Origin of the sequence: Nocardia sp. XZ_19_369 (genome assembly GCF_015355715.1) — a bacterium.
Classification (GTDB): Bacteria; Actinomycetota; Actinomycetes; order Mycobacteriales; family Mycobacteriaceae; genus Nocardia.
Map to the genome: position 1 here is coordinate 43856 of NZ_JACVED010000017.1, position 17293 is coordinate 61148.

Genomic DNA, 17293 nt, shown 5'->3' on the forward strand with positions numbered 1-17293 from the left:
TGGTCCGTGTCGGGGGAGTGCTGAGCTACGCCGAATATGTTGCTGTGCAGGAAAAGTGGACTGGCTCGCGCCGACCGTCTTGGATGGGACGATGGTCGGCTGTGGCGGGCTGGCGCGGATAGGCCGGCGGTGTCCGGCCGAGATGGGTCGGATGCGGATCGCACGAGGTGGATAGATCGCTTGACCGGGCAGCCAACTGAAGAGGATTCGTCTGCATTGAGTGCGGAAGTGGGCGGGGAGCATCAGGTGTAACGCCGGCACCGAATCCGGTGGGTGCTGGCGGTATCGGAATTGCTCATGCCGTGCTTGGTTCGGCGTGGCCTGGTAACCCGGCCACGCGTGCTTACTTCGGCAACCCGGTGACGTCGGTGAGTGATGTGGGCTGGATCTCCGGGTGCTGCATGCTGTTCCGTCGCGGAGCTTTCGACGCGGTGCTGCGGACCGCGCTGGCGCTGGTCGCTAGTGTCGAACCGCGACCGAATCTCGTGGCTACCACGGCCAGCCCATGGTGAGCTACTGCATCCCCTATCCTCGTCAGCCGATCATCATCTGGAATCTGGCGTTCAGCACGGGCCCGTATGCCTGCCCTGCGCACGCTCGCCCATACGGACTGCTGCTCGCCCGGGAGGTCTCAAATCCAGGACGTACTGCCGGAGTTGGCGCTGGCGGTCGCCAAAGAGGAGCTCGTGTAGCGCCCCGGCCCCTTCCATCGAGCGTTGACCGCGTTGCGGGTGGTGTTTCCGCCTACTGCGCCGTTGCCGCTGTGAGGGTAGTCGCCCGGATCAGTTGAAAGCCGTTGGACAGCGACTGCTTTCGCGGTAGATCGACTCGCTGAGCCGCCTGGCGCCGGCTCAGCGAACCTTCTCTTCGGTGGTGCCTCAGCCGAGGTTCAGTGGTGGGGACGGCGGAAACCGCACGGGAAGAGCGGCCAGCGCGCGGTGGAAACCGCCTGTGCGCCAATGTAACTGGGTTTCCGGTACGGCTAACCGGACCTCCGGTAGCGCATCGAGCAACTGGTCAAGCGCTTCCTGTGCGATGACCATCGCCACCGACTGGGCCGGGCACGAATGCGCGCCCGCGCCCCAGGACAGGTGCGAGCGGTTGCCCGTGCGGTCACCGTCCGCTGCGGCGGGGTCGGCGTTGCAGGCGGCCAGGCTGATGAGGACCGGTTGATCCACCGGCAGCCAGGTGTTTCCGACGATCTGCGGTTGGCGCGGATAGCTGAAACACGAGTTCGCTACCGGCGGGTCGGTGAAGAGCACCTCGTCGATCGCGTCTCTGATGGACAAGGCGCCGCCGAGTAATTCGCCGCCGAACCGGTCATCGCTTGCCAGCAGCAGTACTGTGTTCGCGATCAGATTCCAGGTCGGTTCAGTGCCCGTCACATACAGCGTGGCTACCTGATCTACCAGCGCCTTCTCGTCCGCACCCGCGCCGTGTTGGAGCAGCCACGATATGACGTCTGCGCCCGGCGCGACCTGCTTCGCGGCCACCGTCTCCGCGATCGCCGCGGTCAACATCTCATCGCCCTGTTGCGCGGACGCCGCATCTGCGGCGTTGCGCAATGCGATCAGGCCTGAGAACGCCCTCCGGCCGCTGTCGGGCCCGAATCCCAGCACCTCGTGGAGTACCTCGACGGTCAGCGGAATGGCGTATTGATTGAGCAGGTCGGCCGAGCCGGCCTCGCAGAAACTGTCGATCCGCTTCGACGCGATGCGTTCGACCGTGGCACGCAGCGTGTACAGATCGACCTGGTTCAGACAATCCGTGGTAGCACTGCGGTTTCGCGCGTACTCCGGATCGGTGGTTTGCGGCGCGCCGGGGCGCCACCCCATGGTGGGCAACACCGGACAACTCGATGCGCGACCGGACTGCCATGCCCGCGGGTCGGCCGGAAAATGCAGCGGGTCGCTCAACACTTGCAACGCTTCCCGGTAGCCGATAATCAACGTCGCGGGGACCCCGGGCGCCAGTTCCAACGGAACCAGTGGGCCGTGATGGTCGCGCATGGCTTGATAGGCGCTGTGCGGATCCGCCGCGAACTCCGGCGTATGGAGCGTCACGCGCGAGACTCATCGGAGGGCGGCGCCGTCAGCAGATCGCCTAGCGGGCAAGCTTGCTCGGTCGTCGGTCGTGCCGGAGCAGACAACATGACCATGACAGTTACTCCTCGGAAAATATCGGCTGACGTAGATCTGCACAGCAGCAAGGTCGTCATGCCTCGACTGCCTACGCTGGACCGGCATGGCAGCAGAGACAGGGTCAGCGCACAGATAGCAGGCGAAACCGCAGGAAGTTCAGGGATCGATCTGTTCGGCGTGACCGTGACACGTTGCGCCTCCCTGGTCGTTCGCCCATTGCCGCTCGGCGCGCAAAGCAAACCGACCGGTACATCCAAATATGTTCGACTACAGCATGTTTCGATGGAGCACGTCCGAGCATACTAATCTCGAGCAACGTCCGCAGCCCGAATCGTCGGTCACTGTAGTTCATCGCAGCCGGTGTCGTCGGACGCCTGTGCCTGCCCGCCCGAGACCGTGTGCCACACAGTGCGACAACGATCGGGCGCTGATGACGGCGGCGGCACCGCCGAGCCGGAACAGCTGCGGGCTCCGGAGAGTCGACCGCCGGCCGGGCAAACGGCCGGGCAACGGCTGGGCAACGGTCGAGCAGATGGTGCGCGCGCACTTCGTTACGGGGAGGCTGCTTCGGCGCGGCGGAGGAACCGCAGGGGAGCGGTCGGCGGGTTCTACTGGGGCACTAGGGCGAGATGTCCTACCTCCGCATCTCGCCGTAGATCGCCGATATCTGGGTGGCGGCGTCGTAGAAGGACTAGACCAGCCACGGCCGGATGATGGGGCCGGTCTGGCCGGCCATCAAGAATGCCGGACTGCGGACGTCGCGGACGTCGGCCAGCGGGCCGAGTGCGATCGACAGCACGGTGTCAATGCGTTGTCGCCACCACGACCGCTCCGGCCGCAGCGGCAATCAGCGCGACTGCCTCGTCGCCCAGATGAACGCCGCTACAACCGAAATCATCGCCCGCGCAGTCATTTGCGACGGTGTCCGTCTACTCGTGGCACTCGAACGCGGCAAGTAATGGGCATTCTGCCCGGCGGTCACGCCCAACCCGGCGAGCTCATCGAAGCCGCACTGGTCCGTGCAAACGCCGAGAACTCGGACCGCCGCCAAGGTTGTCGGCATGGTCGCATTGGTCGAGTATGTGGCGGTCTATCTCGCCTGCCGTCGGCACGCGATTGCGGGTCGTGCTGCTGCTCGCCCGCGCAGGGCTGGGCCAAGGTGAGGCACAGATGCGAGTGGCGTGAGGTCACGGAGGTTCCCCATGGCCCGCAACCACTCTGAGATGGACTACCTGACGAAGGGCCGGCTTTGGCCGGCGATGCGGTAGGTCGGCATCGCCGGATCTGATCGATGGCCACGCCCCGTGAGTGGGTGTGGAATTTGCTGGATGCGGATCAGGCGGGTTCGGGGGTGGGGGTTTCGACTTCTTCCCTGGTGCGCAGGGAGGCCCAGAGGGCGGCGGTGGCGGCTACGCAGGCGCCTGCTCCGCCGACGTGGATGACGACTAGGGCTGCGGGGACGTCGGTGAAGTATTGGACGACGCCGACTAAGGCCTGTGAGCAGACGATCGCGAGGAGTACGAGTACGCGTTTGCGGACCGGCGGGGTGATGCCGACCGCGAACAGGCCGAACGCCAAACCGACCAGCAGGGCCAGGTACCCGACGAGCAGCTGGGAATGCAGGTGCACCAGGGTGACGATCTCCACCTCCAGCCGTGCGACCGGACGCTCGATACTCTTGTCGCCCGCGTGCGGTCCGGCGGCAGTCACCAGGGTTCCGGCGATCAGCACGCCGCTCAATGCGACAGCGCTGAGACCGGTGAGCCAGCGCAGGGGAGCGGGTGCGCGCACGACCTCTATGCCGTCGTCGGGTTCGTTGATCTTCGCGTAGAGCACCACGGCCAGCCAGACCATGAGCATCGATGCCAGCAGGTGCACCGCGACGGTCCACCAGAGCAGGCCGGTGCGCACGGTGATGCCGCCGATGATGCCTTGCAGCAGCGTGCCGCCGGGCATCAGCCATGCGTAGAGCAGGACGTCGTTGCGGCGCCGGGCGCGGGTCACCGCGAGCACGATCAGTGCGGCGCACAGCGAGACGACGAAGGTGAGCAGGCGGTTGCCGAACTCGACGGTCTGGTGCAGCACCGGCACCTCGGAGACGCCGATCGGGGTGAAGCTGCCGGGGAAGCATTGCGGCCAGGTCGGGCAGCCGAGACCGGAGGCGGTGACCCGGACGACGGCCCCGGTGACCGCGATGCCCGCCTGCGAGAGGATCACCGCGATAGCGATGATGCGCTGCACCCGCAGCGAGGGCAGCGGCAGCTTGTCGACGAGTCGCAGAAAGGCGCGATACAGCACGTCACGATGGTAGAGCACGGTCAACTACACGCTGTCGTTGGTACGGGTCGGCGATACCCCGTGGGGCGTCGGCGATGCATGAGATGCCGTACGCAGCTCGGAGGCTGGTGGGGTCGAGTTGTTGTACGCAGTTCCGAAGTCGGTGGGGTCGAGTTGTTGGACGCAGCTCGGAAGCCGCTGGGGTCGAGATGCCGTCCGCAACTAAGCCGCTGGGGTGTGGGCGGTGCCGGATGGCAAGCGCAGTCGGCAGCTCCGCGGCGCGGTGCGCAGTTCGAGCGGGTCTACTGGAACCGGAAGTAGCGCGCGGCGAGGACGCCAAAGACTGTGCCCCACGCGGTGAGCACGGCGCGTGCGGTAGCGGTCTACTGGAACCGGCGGTAGCGCGCGGCGGGGATGCCGGAGACCGCGCCCCACGCGGCGAGCACGGCGCGTGCGGCAGCGGTCTACCGGAACCGGCGGTAGCGGGTGGCGAGGATGCCGGAGACCGAGCCCTGCGCGGCGAGCACGGCGCGTGCGGCACCGGTCTATTGGAGCCGGAAGTAGCGGTGGCGAGGATGCCGGGGACCGCGGTGAGCACGGCGCGTACGGCACCGGTCTACTGGAACCGGAAGTAGCGCGCGGCGAGGACGCCGGAGACCGCACCCCACACGGCGAGCACGGCAATACCGAACCAGTCGACGGTGCTGCGCATCGCATCCTCCAGACCGACCGCCAGCGCGCCCGACGGCACAAGGCGGGCAAGCACATTCACCGCGGCGGGCAGATCATCGGACGCGAACACCACGCTGGCGATGCCGAGCATGACGAACCACAGGATGTTCGCCAGCGCCAGCACGACTTCCGCCTTCAACGTGCCACCGAGCAGCAGTCCCATCGCCGCGAAAGTAGCGGTGCCGAGCGCGATCACGAGCGCGCCCAGCGCGAGCCCGGCCGGCTCGGGCCGCCAGCCGAGCGCGAAACCGATGGCGCCGAGCAGGATCGCCTGCAGCACAACGACGATGAGCACCGCTGCGCTCTTGCCGGCGATGATGCCCCAGCGGGGGAGTGCGGTGGCGCCGAGCCGCTTCAGCGCGCCGTAGCGGCGGTCGAAGCCGACGGCGATGGCCTGCCCGGTGAACGCTGTCGACATGACCGCCACCATCATCACCGCGGGCACGATCTTGTCCACCCGGTCGTCGCCGAGATCGCCGAACGGCAGCAGGCTCAGGCCGACCAGCAGCGTGATCGGGATGAACATGGTGAGCAGCAGCTGTTCCCCGTTGCGCAGCAACAGGATCAGCTCGAGCCGCGTCTGCGCGATCATCATCGCGACGCGCGAGCTCGGCCGCGGGTCTGGGGCGAAGGTGCCCGGGGTGAAGCGGTTGGCGGTCAGGTCGGGCTGAGTCATCCGCGTAGCTCCCGTCCGGTGAGTTCCAGGAAGACGTCTTCGAGCCTGCGCTGATCGATCCGAATATCGGTGGCCAGCACGTTCACTCGCGCACACCACGCGGTCACCGTGGCGAGCACCTGCGGATTGATCTCGCCCTCCACCAGATACGTGCCCGGCGTGGTCTCCCGTGGCGAGAAACCTTCCGGTAGCGCCGATTTCAGTAGCTCCAGATCGAGTTTCGGTGGGGCACAGAAGCGTAGCTGCCCGGCGGCGCCGTGCGCGGTCACCTCGGCGGGCGTGCCGGAGGCGACGATCCGGCCGTGGTCGATGATCACCAGCTGGTCGGCGAGCTGTTCGGCCTCGTCCATCAGGTGCGTGGTGAGCAGCACGGTCACGCCGTCGCGGCGCAACGCGTCGATCAGCTCCCACACGATGAGCCGCGCCTGCGCGTCCAGCCCGGCGGTGGGTTCGTCCAGGAACACGATCTCCGGCTTGCCGACCAGCGCACACGCCAGCGCGAGCCGCTGCTGCTGGCCACCGGAGAGCCTGCGGTAGGGCGTACCGCGGTTGTCCTGCAGGCCGAGCGTGCGCAGCAACCAGTCCGGATCCAGTGGATCGGCGGAGTAGGCGGCGACCAGATCGAGCATCTCGCCCGCCTTCGCGCCCGGATAAGCGCCGCCGCCCTGCAACATGACCCCGATGCGTGGCCGCAGCCGATCGGAATCGGCGATCGGATCAAGGCCGAGCACCCGCACCGACCCGGCGTCGGGAGTCACGAACCCCTCGCACATTTCGACCGTGGTGGTTTTGCCCGCCCCGTTCGGACCGAGCAGCGCGAGCACCTGCGCTCGTTCGACATCGAAGCTCAAACCGTCGACCGCCGTGGTCTCGTCGTATCGCTTGACGACACCCTCGACGCGAACGGCCAGTCCGGTTGGGGTCACGATGTCACACCGTAAGAGGTAGCCACCTGTGACGGAGCCGACACCCCCTCCTGGCCACGCCACGGCAGTTTGTTACGGGTGATCACGATGAACAGCACGGCGACGATCACGGTGGCGATGGCGGCACCGACGATCTGGAAGACCTCCAGGTCGGCGCCGCGCGGCATCAGGATGACGCTGACGATCGCCGAGAACGTCACGGCGGGAACGCGGAAGATGGGCCGGGTGGCCCAGGCGGCCAGCGGCACGATCGCCCACAGCAGGTACCAGGGTTGGACCACCGGGAACAGCAGCACGATGGCGCCCAGCGCGACACCGAGGGCGCCGACCGCGTGCAGCCGTCCGATGCCGGTCGCGACGAGCATGCGCAGGGCGAGGAAGCCGGCGACCACCGCGGCGATCGGCCGGGTGATGCTGAGCAGCGCGGTGGTGTGGTCGCCGAGTCCGAGCAGCACACCGCCGAATCCGGTGATGATGCCGAGCACGGTCGGCACCGACATCCAGCTGCGCACCGCATTGGCGACATTCAGGGTGTGTATCCACCCGAAGCCCAGCCCGCTCACCGAACCGATGAAAAGCGTTGTGCTGAGCGCGATCGCACCGAGTAGTGCGGCGGACACGGCGACGGTGCGCAGACTGAACCCCCACCGGCGGGCCAGCGCCATACCGACGAAACCGAGCGCGATAATCGAGGTGAGTTTGACCGCCGACGACAGCGATATGAGGATGGCCCCGCCGATCAACCACGCGTAGGCCCGTCCGTCGAACGGATGGATGTCCTCGATCGCGCGCAGGCACAGCTCCATGCCCGCCAGCATCAGACCGAGCATCAGCGCGTCGTTGTGCACGCCACCGACCAGATGGAACAGCACCAGCGGGTTGGCCGCGCCGAGCCACAGCGCGCTGACCGGCGCGACCCCGCAGCGCTGGGACAACCGCGGCAGTGCCCACACGATCAGCGCGACGCCCGCGATCGCCAGCGCGCGATGCACCCAGACACCCAAAATGATGTTGTCGCCGGTGAGTTCGGCGATGCCGCGACCTATCCATAGGAACAGCGGACCGTAGGGTGCCGGTGTTTTCTGCCAGATGGTCGGCACGTTGTTGGTCAGCACGTTGTCGATGCCGAGCCCGTCGACCGGTCCCTCCTGATAGGGGTCGATGCCGCGGGCCGCGATCTCGCTCTGCGCCAGATAGGAATACACGTCGTTGCTGAACAGCGGCGGCGCGACGCTGAGCGGAATGATCCAGACCAGCAGCGTGCGGTCGAGCTGGGAGCGGCTGAGCCGGTGGCGTGGCGCGCCGCCGAAGCCGCCGACCGCGAACCGGCCGAGCAGCAGCCAGGCGAGCACCACCACGACCGTGCCGGTCATGCACATGGCGAGCGAGCCGGTGTGCGCGCGGGCGAAGATACCGAGCACCCGGACGCCCGAGGTCGGGTTCTGATGCACCGGTTGCGCGCCGATGCCGAGCGCGCTGATCGCCATCAGCACTGTCCCGGTCGCGCCCATCAGCCGGATTCGGTCGAGCTGGACCAGCTCTTTGCGATCGAGCCCGGGCACCTCGGATTCGTCCTGGTGCAGGACCGCGATCGTGTGATCGGCGGCCGGTGCGTCCAACCCGAGTGCTCGGCGCCCGAATGCCAGTGTTCTGCGCCGCGCGCCCTCCAGTACCGCCACGAGACGAAGCGTAGTGTGCGCGCCCCGGCACAGTCCTGTCACAGCCCGGGACGGGCCTGCTCGTTCCGATCGGAAGGGTCGCCGACCGAGGGCACAATCGGACATATGGTTTCGGAGTCCAGGCGGCGGATCGAGCTGGCCGCGTGCGGGCTGCTCGCACAGCACGGGTATCACGGGTTCGGTCTCAAGGCGTTGAGCGAGGCGGCAGGATTGCCGTACGGCTCTATCTACCACCACTTTCCGGGTGGCAAGGAGGAGATCGCGGTAGCCGCGATCACCGGAACGGGCACGGCGGCCGGGCGGATGATCCGGCAGGCGCCGACCGATGTCTTCGCCACCACGGCAACCCTGTTCGACTTCATGGTCGGCAAGTTGGCCGGCTCGGACTGGGACGACGGCTGCCCGATCGGCACCCCCGCGCTGGACGGTGCCAGCGACGTCGAGGCGATCCGCGCCGCCTGCGCCGCGGCCTTCGACGCGATGGAGCAGGCGTTCGCAAGCATGCTCGCCGAATTGGGGCTGTCCGCTCAGGACGCGGGGGAGCTGGCCACCACGGTGGTCGCCGCCTACGAGGGCGCAACCATGCTGGCCAGGGTGCGGCGCTCGGACGCCCCGCTGCGCACGGTCGCGGTGGCGATGGAACGGCTGATCCGGGTGACGTTCACCGAGGCGGGGCTGCCGAACGCGACCACGGGATCGACGGGCACGGGCTCGTCGGATATCGACGCGTGCATGCCCGCGGTGGAGCCCGCGCAACCCGACGTCGACGCGAGCGTGGTGGCCGCGGCCGCGGCATCTACCGAAAATATTCCGGAAGTTGTTGCCGACCAACAAAATCCCGGGTCGGGCATTGACTAGAAAGAACGTTCTATCCACACTCGAGGAATGCAGCGTCTGATGTTGACCGGTCCCGGCGAGCTGCGCTGGGAAGAGCACCCGGAACCCGTGCTCACGCATCCGGATCAGGCGCTGGTTCGCCCGATCGCCCTGGCCACCTGCGATATTGATCCGGCCGTGCTACGCGGCACCTTCCCGCTGCCGGGTCCGTACCCGTTTGGGCACGAAGGGGTCGCCGAGGTGGTCGCGATCGGGGACGACGTGCGGTCCGTCGCGGTGGGCGACCGAGTGGTGGTGCCGTTCCAAATCTCTTGCGGCACCTGCGCTGCCTGCCTGCGCGGGCGCACCGGTAATTGCACGAGCCATCCACCGTTGTCCACCTTCGGTCTCGGCCCGCTCGGCGGCCTGGACTGGGGTGGGTTCTGGGCCGATCTCACGCTGATTCCGCACGCGGACGCCATGCTCGTTCCGCTGCCGCCGGGGGTCGATCCGGTCGCCGTCGCCAGTGCGAGCGACAACATTCCGGACGGCTATCGGGCGGTCGGCCCGCAGCTCGCCGACCATCCCGGGGCCGAGGTGCTGGTGATCGGCGGCTCTGCGGCGCCATCCATCGGCCTGTATGCCGCAGGACTGGCGGTCGCGCTGAACGCGTCCCGGGTCGTCTACCTGGACAACTCCGTCGAGCGGCTGGAGATCGCGAAGGCGTTGGGGGCCGAGGCGATCGAAGGTCCGCGCGATGCCCGCGTCGGCCGGTTCCCGATCACGGTCGAATCCGCGGGCGGTGCCAAGGCGCTGCGCGCCGCGATCGACGCCACCACCTACGACGGCTGGTGCACCAGCGTCAGCGTCCAGCTGACCGACGTATCGCTGCCTGTTTTCGACATGTATTCGCGCTGCTGCACGTTCCACACCGGTTGCGCGCACGCCCGTCCCGTCATCCCCGAGGTATTGGAGCTGGTGGCCGCGGGGCGGTTCGATCCGTCGCTGGTTACCACCCGGACAGCAAACTGGGACGAGGCGGTGGAGGCTCTGGTGGAGACGCCTATGAAGCTCGTCGTTGTCCGCTGAGGGGTCCGGCGGGATAGTCGGATCGACAGATGTGATGTAACGCACTGGACCGAATGCGTGCCGAGAAGATCATCGGAGCGTCCGTCGCGCGGGTAGTCGGTCCGTGGCAGGCGAACTGCTCGCATGCTGCGGCGTCTGCGGAGTCCGCGGTGATTTCGCAGGTCAGAGGCCATGCGAGCGGCCGTGTGAAGACTCAGCTTAAATATGGGCGTGCGGTGAGCTCGATTCGCAACATCACGGCACCGCCCATCTCGCTCTTCGGCACCCCGTATCAGCGGTCTACGCAGGTCACGAGGCCCGAGAACTCAGGGCACCCTTATTAGATTTAGGGAACGAATTCCGCCACACTGATGTTGTGAAAACCGTGGGTTTGCGGAGCGAAGACGAAAGGGCTGGTCGAAAGGCCGGCACCGGGTCGTCTGCTGCGTCCACGACCGTCGCGGAGGGGCACACCCGCGCGGCCATCGTTCAGCTGCTGCTGGCGGAGGGTCCGATCACCGCGACGGCCATCGGAACGACGCTGGGGCTCGCCCCGGCCGGGGTGCGGCGCCACCTCGACGCCCTGATCGACTCCGGTCAGGCTCGGGCCAGCCGGTCCGCGCCGTGGCAGCAGAAGGGTCGCGGCCGTCCCGCCAAGCAGTACCAGCTCACCGCCGCTGGTCGTGGCCAACTGGGTCACGCCTACGACGACCTGGCAGGCGCGGCCATCCGCCAGCTCGGCGAGATCGGCGGCGAACAGGCCATCACCGAGTTCGCCAGGAAACGGGCCAGGACTATCGTGGCCGGGATCGCACCGGTCGAGGAGCACACGCCGCAGGGCACCGAGGCCAAGGCCGAGGAGATCGCGGACGCGTTCACCGACGCCGGTTTCGCTGCCTCCACCCGCAAAGTGGGCACCGGCGTGCAGATCTGCCAGCATCACTGCCCGGTCGCGCACGTCGCGGAGGAATTCCCGCAGTTGTGCGAGGCGGAACTCGAGGCGTTCCGTGACCTGCTCGGCACCCACGTGCAGCGCCTGGCCACCATCGCCAACGGCGACTGCGCGTGCACCACGCACGTGCCGCTGCTCGTACTGCCGATCACCAAGAAAACTTCACCAGAAACCGCTGCACAGCCCGCAGCACTTCGAACGAACGACTCCGGAAGGAGTGCCGAATGACGACAACCACCGACCAGGTGCAGCCGCTCACTCAGGAAGAGACCATCGCGTCACTGGGTAAATACGGCTACGGCTGGGCCGATTCGGATGTGGCCGGAGCCAGCGCGCAACGAGGCCTGTCCGAGGCGGTTGTCCGCGACATCTCGGCCAAGAAGAGTGAGCCGGACTGGATGCTCGACATCCGCCTCAAGGCCCTGCGCATCTTCGATCGCAAGCCCATGCCGAACTGGGGTTCCAACCTCGACGGCATCGACTTCGACAACATCAAGTACTTCGTGCGCTCCAGCGAGAAGCAGGCAGCCACCTGGGACGACCTGCCCGAGGACATCAAGAACACCTACGACAGGCTCGGCATCCCGGAGGCGGAGAAGCAGCGCCTGGTCTCCGGTGTCGCCGCGCAGTACGAGTCCGAGGTCGTCTACCACTCCATCCGTGAGGATCTGGAGAAGCAGGGCGTCATCTTCCTCGACACCGACACGGCGTTGAAGGAGCACCCGGAGATCTTCCAGCAGTACTTCGGCTCGGTGATCCCCGCGGGCGACAATAAGTTCTCCGCGCTGAACACCGCCGTGTGGTCGGGTGGCTCGTTCATCTACGTGCCGCCGGGCGTGCACGTCGACATCCCGCTGCAGGCCTACTTCCGGATCAATACCGAGAACATGGGCCAGTTCGAGCGGACCCTGATCATCGTCGACGAGAACGCCTACGTGCACTACGTCGAGGGCTGCACCGCGCCGATCTACAAGTCCGACTCGCTGCACTCCGCGGTGGTCGAGATCATCGTGAAGAAGGGCGGCCGCTGCCGCTACACCACCATCCAGAACTGGTCGAACAACGTCTACAACCTGGTCACCAAGCGGGCCAAGGCGGAGGCGGGCGCGACCATGGAGTGGGTCGACGGCAACATCGGCTCCAAGGTCACCATGAAGTACCCGGCGGTCTGGATGACCGGCGAGTACGCCCGTGGCGAGGTGCTCTCGGTGGCGTTCGCCGGCGAGGGCCAGCACCAGGACACCGGCGCGAAGATGCTGCACCTGGCGCCGCACACCTCCTCGAACATCATCAGCAAGTCGGTGGCGCGCGGCGGTGGCCGGGCCTCCTACCGCGGCCTGGTTCAGGTGAACAAGGGCGCGTACGGCTCCAAGTCGACCGTGAAATGCGATGCGCTGCTTGTCGATACGATCAGCCGCTCGGACACCTACCCCTACGTCGACATCCGCGAGGACGACGTGACGATGGGGCACGAGGCGACCGTCTCGAAGGTCTCCGAGGACCAGCTGTTCTACCTGATGAGCCGCGGCATGACCGAGGACGAGGCGATGGCCATGGTGGTGCGCGGCTTCGTCGAGCCCATCGCCAAGGAACTGCCGATGGAATACGCGTTGGAACTGAACCGGCTCATCGAGCTGCAGATGGAAGGAGCCGTCGGCTGATGGCGACAGGTGTCATTGGCGCGGTCGAGGGCGAGAACCCCTCGAAGCCGATTCAGAACCCCGGCGCGGGCGCCGCGATCAACAAGGGTGAGGTGTTCACCTCGTTCGATGTGAACGCCTTCGAGATCCCGTCCGGCCGGGACGAGGAGTGGCGGTTCACGCCGCTGCGCCGGTTGCGCGGTCTGCACGACGGTTCCGCTGTGCGTGACGGGCAGGCCACGGTAGAGGTCAGCTCGGTCGAGGGCATCCAGGTGGAGACCGTCGGCCGCGATGACGCGCGCCTCGGTACCGCGGGCACGCCCGCGGATCGTGTTGCGGCGCAGGCGTACTCGGGCTTCGAGTCGGCCACCGTGGTGTCGGTGGGCGCGGAGACCGAGGTCGCCGAACCGGTCGTGGTCACGGTCACCGGCCCCGGCGAGGGCAAGACCGCCTACGGCCACCTCCAGATCCGGCTCGGCAACTTCGCCACCGCCACCGTGGTCATCGACCAGCGCGGCAGCGGAACCTACGCCGAGAACGTGGAATTCGTGCTCGGTGACAGCGCGAAGCTCACCGTCGTCGCAGTGCAGGACTGGGCCGACGACACGGTGAACGCCACCGCGCACCACGCGCTGCTCGGCCGCGACGCCACGCTGCGGCACATCGCCGTCACCCTCGGCGGCGACCTGGTTCGCCTCACCGGAACCGTCCGCTACGCGGGCCCCGGCGGCGACGCCGAATTGCTCGGACTCTATTTCGCCGATGCCGGGCAGCACTTCGAGCAGCGGCTGCTGGTCGACCACTCGCAGCCGAACTGCAAGTCGAACGTGCTGTACAAGGGTGCGCTGCAGGGCGATCCGGACTCCCCGAAGGGTGACGCGCGGACCGTGTGGGTCGGCGATGTGCTGATCCGCGCCGCCGCCGAAGGCACCGACACCTTCGAGGTGAACCGCAACCTGGTGCTCACCGACGGCGCCCGCGCCGACTCGGTGCCGAACCTGGAGATCGAGACCGGCGAGATCGCCGGCGCCGGACATGCCTCGGCGACCGGACGTTTCGACGACGAGCAGCTGTTCTACCTGCGTGCCCGTGGCATTCCGGAGGACGTGGCGCGACGCCTGGTGGTGCGCGGCTTCTTCCAGGAGATCATCCAGAAGATCGCGGTCCCGGAGATCCGGGAGCGGCTGGAGTCGGCCATCGAGGCCGAGCTCGCCGCTGTCGGCGTCTGAACCAATCACTTACCCCTGCAAAGGAACTCGAATTCGATGACCACCCTGGAGATCAAGGACCTGCACGTCGAGGTCGCCAACCCGGACGCGGCCGGCGAGCCCATCAAGATCCTGAAGGGCGTGAACCTCACCATCAAGTCCGGTGAGACGCACGCCATCATGGGCCCCAACGGCTCCGGCAAGTCGACCCTGTCGTACGCGATCGCCGGTCACCCCAAGTACACGGTGACCTCCGGCTCGATCACCCTCGACGGCGAGGACGTCCTCGCGATGTCGGTCGACGAGCGCGCCCGCGCCGGCCTGTTCCTGGCCATGCAGTACCCGGTCGAGGTCCCCGGCGTCTCCACCTCCAACTTCCTGCGGACCGCCGCCACCGCCGTGCGCGGCGAGGCGCCCAAGCTGCGGCACTGGGTCAAGGAAGTCAAGGAGTCGATGGCCGAGCTGGAGATCGATCCGGCCTTCGCCGAGCGCAACGTCAACGAAGGCTTCTCCGGTGGCGAGAAGAAGCGGCACGAGATCCTGCAGCTCGGCCTGCTCAAGCCGAAGATCGCCATCCTGGACGAGACCGACTCCGGCCTGGACGTCGACGCGCTGCGCATCGTCTCCGAGGGCGTGAACCGCTACAAGGAGCGCGAGAACGGTGGCGTGCTGCTGATCACGCACTACACCCGCATCCTGCGCTACATCCAGCCGGAATTCGTGCACGTCTTCGTGGCAGGCCGCATCGTCGCCGAGGGCGGCTCGGAGCTCGCCGACGAACTCGACGCCAACGGCTACGTCCGTTTCACTCAGTCTGCAACTGCAGGAGCCTGATATGACCGCCACGGTCCCCGCACTCGACGTGGCCCGCATCCGGGCCGACTTCCCGATCCTGAGCCGCACGGTTCGGGACGGGAAACCGTTGGTGTACCTGGACTCCGGCGCCACCTCGCAGCGACCGCTCGCCGTGCTCGACGCGGAACGTGAGTTCCTGACCACGCACAACTCGGCGGTGCACCGCGGCGCGCATCAGCTCGCCGAGGAGGCCACCGACGCCTACGAGGACGCGCGCGCCGTCATCGGCCGGTTCGTCGGGGTGGACGCCGACGAGATCGTGTTCACCAAGAACGCGACCGAGTCGCTGAACCTGGTGATCTACTCGTTCGCCGACGACCGGTTCCCGTACCACGTCGGACCGGGCGACGAGATCGTCATCACCGAGCTCGAGCACCACGCGAATCTCGTTCCGTGGCAAGAGCTTGCGCGTCGCACCGGCGCGACACTGAAGTGGTACGGCGTGACCGACGACGGCCGGATCGATCTCGATTCGCTCGAATTGTCGCCCGCCACAAAGGTTGTCGCGTTCACCCACCAGTCCAACGTGACCGGTGCCGTCACCGATGTCGCCGAAATGGTGCGCCGCGCCAAGGCAGTTGGTGCGCTGACCGTGCTCGACGCCTGCCAGTCGGTGCCGCACATGCCGGTGGACTTCCGTGCGCTCGACGTCGATTTCGCCGCGTTCTCCGGACACAAGATGTTCGGTCCGTCCGGTGTCGGCGTGCTGTACGGCCGTCGCGCGATTCTCGCGGAGACGCCGCCGTTCATCACCGGTGGCTCGATGATCGAGACCGTCACCATGGAGGGCAGCACCTACGCCGCGCCGCCGCAGCGGTTCGAGGCGGGCGTGCCGATGACCTCGCAGGTGGTCGGGCTCGGTGCCGCCGTGCGGTATCTCGAAGCGCTCGGCATGCAGGCGGTCGCGGACCACGAACACGCGTTGGTCGAGGCCGCTTTGACCGGTCTGGGCGCGATCGACGGCGTGCGGATCGTCGGACCCACCGAGAACGTGGACCGCGGTGGCGCGGTGTCGTTCGTGGTGGACGGCATCCACGCCCACGATGTCGGGCAGATTCTCGATGACGAAGGTGTCGCGGTGCGGGTCGGCCACCACTGCGCGTGGCCGCTGATGCGCCGGTTGGGCGTGCCCGCCACCGCCCGCGCCTCGTTCGCCGCCTACAACACCCTCGACGAGGTCGACGCACTGGTCGCGGCCGTGCGGAAGGCTCAGAGCTTCTTCGGAGTTGCATAAGACATGCGCATGGAGCAGATGTACCAGGAAGTGATCCTGGACCACTACAAGCACCCGCACCACCGCGGGCTGCGGGAACCGTACGGTGCCGAAGTGCACCACGTGAACCCGACCTGCGGCGACGAGGTCACCCTGCGCGTCCAGCTCGACGACAAGGGCGACATCGCCGACGTCTCCTACGACGGCCAGGGCTGCTCGATCAGCCAGGCCGCCACCTCGGTCCTCACCGACCAGGTGATCGGCCTGCCCGTGCAGCAGGCGCTGAAGGTGGTCGACTCCTACAACGAGATGATCTCCAGCCGCGGCACCATCGAGGGTGACGAGGACATGATCGGCGACGGCATCGCCTTCGTCGGCGTCTCCAAATACCCCGCGCGGGTCAAATGCGCATTGCTCGGGTGGATGGCGTTCAAAGACGCGGTGGTCCGGATAACCTCGGCAGAAGAGTCCAAGAATGGGGACCAGCTATGACAGACACACCGGCAACCGAGACAGCCGAACAGGTCGAGCTGTCCGCCGAAGACATCAAGCGCCTGGAGGACCTCGAGGAGGCGATGCGTGACGTCGTCGACCCCGAACTCGGCATCAACGTGGTCGACCTCGGCTTGGTCTACGGCCTGTCCGTCCAGGACGAGGTCGCCATCCTCGACATGACCCTCACCTCCGCCGCCTGCCCGCTCACCGACGTCATCGAAGATCAGTCCCGCAACGCGCTGGTCCGCAGCGGGCTCGTCGACGATCTCAAGATCAACTGGGTGTGGATGCCGCCGTGGGGGCCGGACAAGATCACCGAAGATGGGCGCGAACAGCTTCGTGCGCTCGGTTTCACTGTCTGACCGCACGCACTACGAACGGCCGCCAGTCGAGGCACCCTGGGTAACAAGGGCTGCCATCGAGGCGGCCGTTTTCGTGTTGTAGCGGCGTCTCTGAATCTCCGCGTAGAGCGCCATCATTCATCCCTTGGGACTGCCCCGAGTTCGGTTGACTCGCGGGGTGTGGTGGTTCAGGCCGCGAGTGCGGGCTGATTGATTGTCTCAAATTCGACCGGTGTCATGCGTCCGAGTCGGCGTTGCCGCCGTCGGCGGTGGT

General features: G+C 67.1%; 15 protein-coding genes. 10 read left to right on the top strand and 5 right to left on the bottom strand.

Annotated elements, in window-relative coordinates; genetic code table 11:
* Positions 1-878 precede the first annotated feature (878 nt).
* On the bottom strand, positions 879-2063 hold the full coding sequence (locus IBX18_RS41165) for a cytochrome P450 (RefSeq protein ID WP_194838837.1): 1185 nt from the start codon (positions 2061-2063) through the stop codon (positions 879-881).
* A gap of 1413 nt (positions 2064-3476) precedes the next feature.
* Positions 3477-4439, bottom strand: coding sequence for a heme A synthase (locus IBX18_RS41170; RefSeq protein WP_194838850.1), 963 nt, complete (start codon positions 4437-4439; stop codon positions 3477-3479).
* Between the two features lie 230 nt (positions 4440-4669).
* Here IBX18_RS41170 and IBX18_RS41175 point away from each other — a divergent pair, with 230 nt between their 5' ends.
* Positions 4670-5053: a hypothetical protein gene (locus tag IBX18_RS41175; RefSeq protein ID WP_194838838.1), complete on the top strand. Its 384-nt coding sequence runs from the start codon at positions 4670-4672 to the stop codon at positions 5051-5053.
* Here the strand turns inward: IBX18_RS41175 and IBX18_RS41180 are convergent.
* Genes IBX18_RS41180 through mptB form a run of 3 tightly spaced genes read right to left on the bottom strand, consistent with a single transcriptional unit; the run spans position 5035 to position 8431 of the window.
* Positions 5035-5826 carry an ABC transporter permease gene (locus IBX18_RS41180; protein ID WP_194838839.1) on the bottom strand — a complete coding sequence of 264 codons (792 nt, stop codon included), beginning with the start codon at positions 5824-5826 and terminating at the stop codon, positions 5035-5037. The genes IBX18_RS41175 and IBX18_RS41180 overlap by 19 nt on opposite strands.
* Positions 5823-6752, bottom strand: a complete 930-nt coding sequence (locus IBX18_RS41185; RefSeq protein ID WP_373889278.1) for an ABC transporter ATP-binding protein — start codon at positions 6750-6752, stop codon at positions 5823-5825. Before IBX18_RS41185 ends, IBX18_RS41180 begins: the two co-directional genes overlap by 4 nt.
* Complete coding sequence (gene mptB, locus IBX18_RS41190; protein WP_135231971.1) at positions 6749-8431, bottom strand: polyprenol phosphomannose-dependent alpha 1,6 mannosyltransferase MptB; 1683 nt, start codon at positions 8429-8431, stop codon at positions 6749-6751. Before mptB ends, IBX18_RS41185 begins: the two co-directional genes overlap by 4 nt.
* A 105-nt stretch (positions 8432-8536) precedes the next feature.
* On the opposite strand from mptB, the gene IBX18_RS41195 reads away from it, so the two are divergent.
* The 9 genes from IBX18_RS41195 to IBX18_RS41235 all read left to right on the top strand — a co-directional run bounded on the left by IBX18_RS41195 (position 8537) and on the right by IBX18_RS41235 (position 17040).
* On the top strand, positions 8537-9289 hold the full coding sequence (locus IBX18_RS41195; protein ID WP_194838840.1) for a TetR/AcrR family transcriptional regulator: 753 nt from the start codon (positions 8537-8539) through the stop codon (positions 9287-9289).
* A gap of 27 nt (positions 9290-9316) precedes the next feature.
* Entirely contained in the window at positions 9317-10336 is a 1020-nt protein-coding gene (locus tag IBX18_RS41200; protein ID WP_194838841.1) for a zinc-binding dehydrogenase, read from the top strand.
* A 355-nt stretch (positions 10337-10691) separates the two neighbouring features.
* Positions 10692-11495: a metalloregulator ArsR/SmtB family transcription factor gene (locus IBX18_RS41205; RefSeq protein ID WP_194838842.1), complete on the top strand. Its 804-nt coding sequence runs from the start codon at positions 10692-10694 to the stop codon at positions 11493-11495.
* Positions 11492-12928 carry a Fe-S cluster assembly protein SufB gene (sufB, locus tag IBX18_RS41210; RefSeq protein WP_194838843.1) on the top strand — a complete coding sequence of 479 codons (1437 nt, stop codon included), beginning with the start codon at positions 11492-11494 and terminating at the stop codon, positions 12926-12928. The genes IBX18_RS41205 and sufB overlap by 4 nt, the downstream gene beginning before the upstream one ends.
* On the top strand, positions 12928-14136 hold the full coding sequence (sufD, locus tag IBX18_RS41215) for a Fe-S cluster assembly protein SufD (RefSeq protein WP_194838844.1): 1209 nt from the start codon (positions 12928-12930) through the stop codon (positions 14134-14136). The genes sufB and sufD overlap by 1 nt, the downstream gene beginning before the upstream one ends.
* 36 nt (positions 14137-14172) lie before the next feature.
* Positions 14173-14949: a Fe-S cluster assembly ATPase SufC gene (gene sufC / locus IBX18_RS41220; RefSeq protein WP_194838845.1), complete on the top strand. Its 777-nt coding sequence runs from the start codon at positions 14173-14175 to the stop codon at positions 14947-14949.
* A gap of 1 nt (position 14950) precedes the next feature.
* Positions 14951-16204: a cysteine desulfurase gene (locus tag IBX18_RS41225; RefSeq protein ID WP_194838846.1), complete on the top strand. Its 1254-nt coding sequence runs from the start codon at positions 14951-14953 to the stop codon at positions 16202-16204.
* 3 nt (positions 16205-16207) lie between these two features.
* Positions 16208-16675, top strand: coding sequence for a Fe-S cluster assembly sulfur transfer protein SufU (gene sufU / locus IBX18_RS41230; protein WP_194838847.1), 468 nt, complete (start codon positions 16208-16210; stop codon positions 16673-16675).
* Positions 16672-17040, top strand: a complete 369-nt coding sequence (locus IBX18_RS41235; RefSeq protein ID WP_107657857.1) for a metal-sulfur cluster assembly factor — start codon at positions 16672-16674, stop codon at positions 17038-17040. Before sufU ends, IBX18_RS41235 begins: the two co-directional genes overlap by 4 nt.
* Positions 17041-17293: the final 253 nt, after the last annotated feature.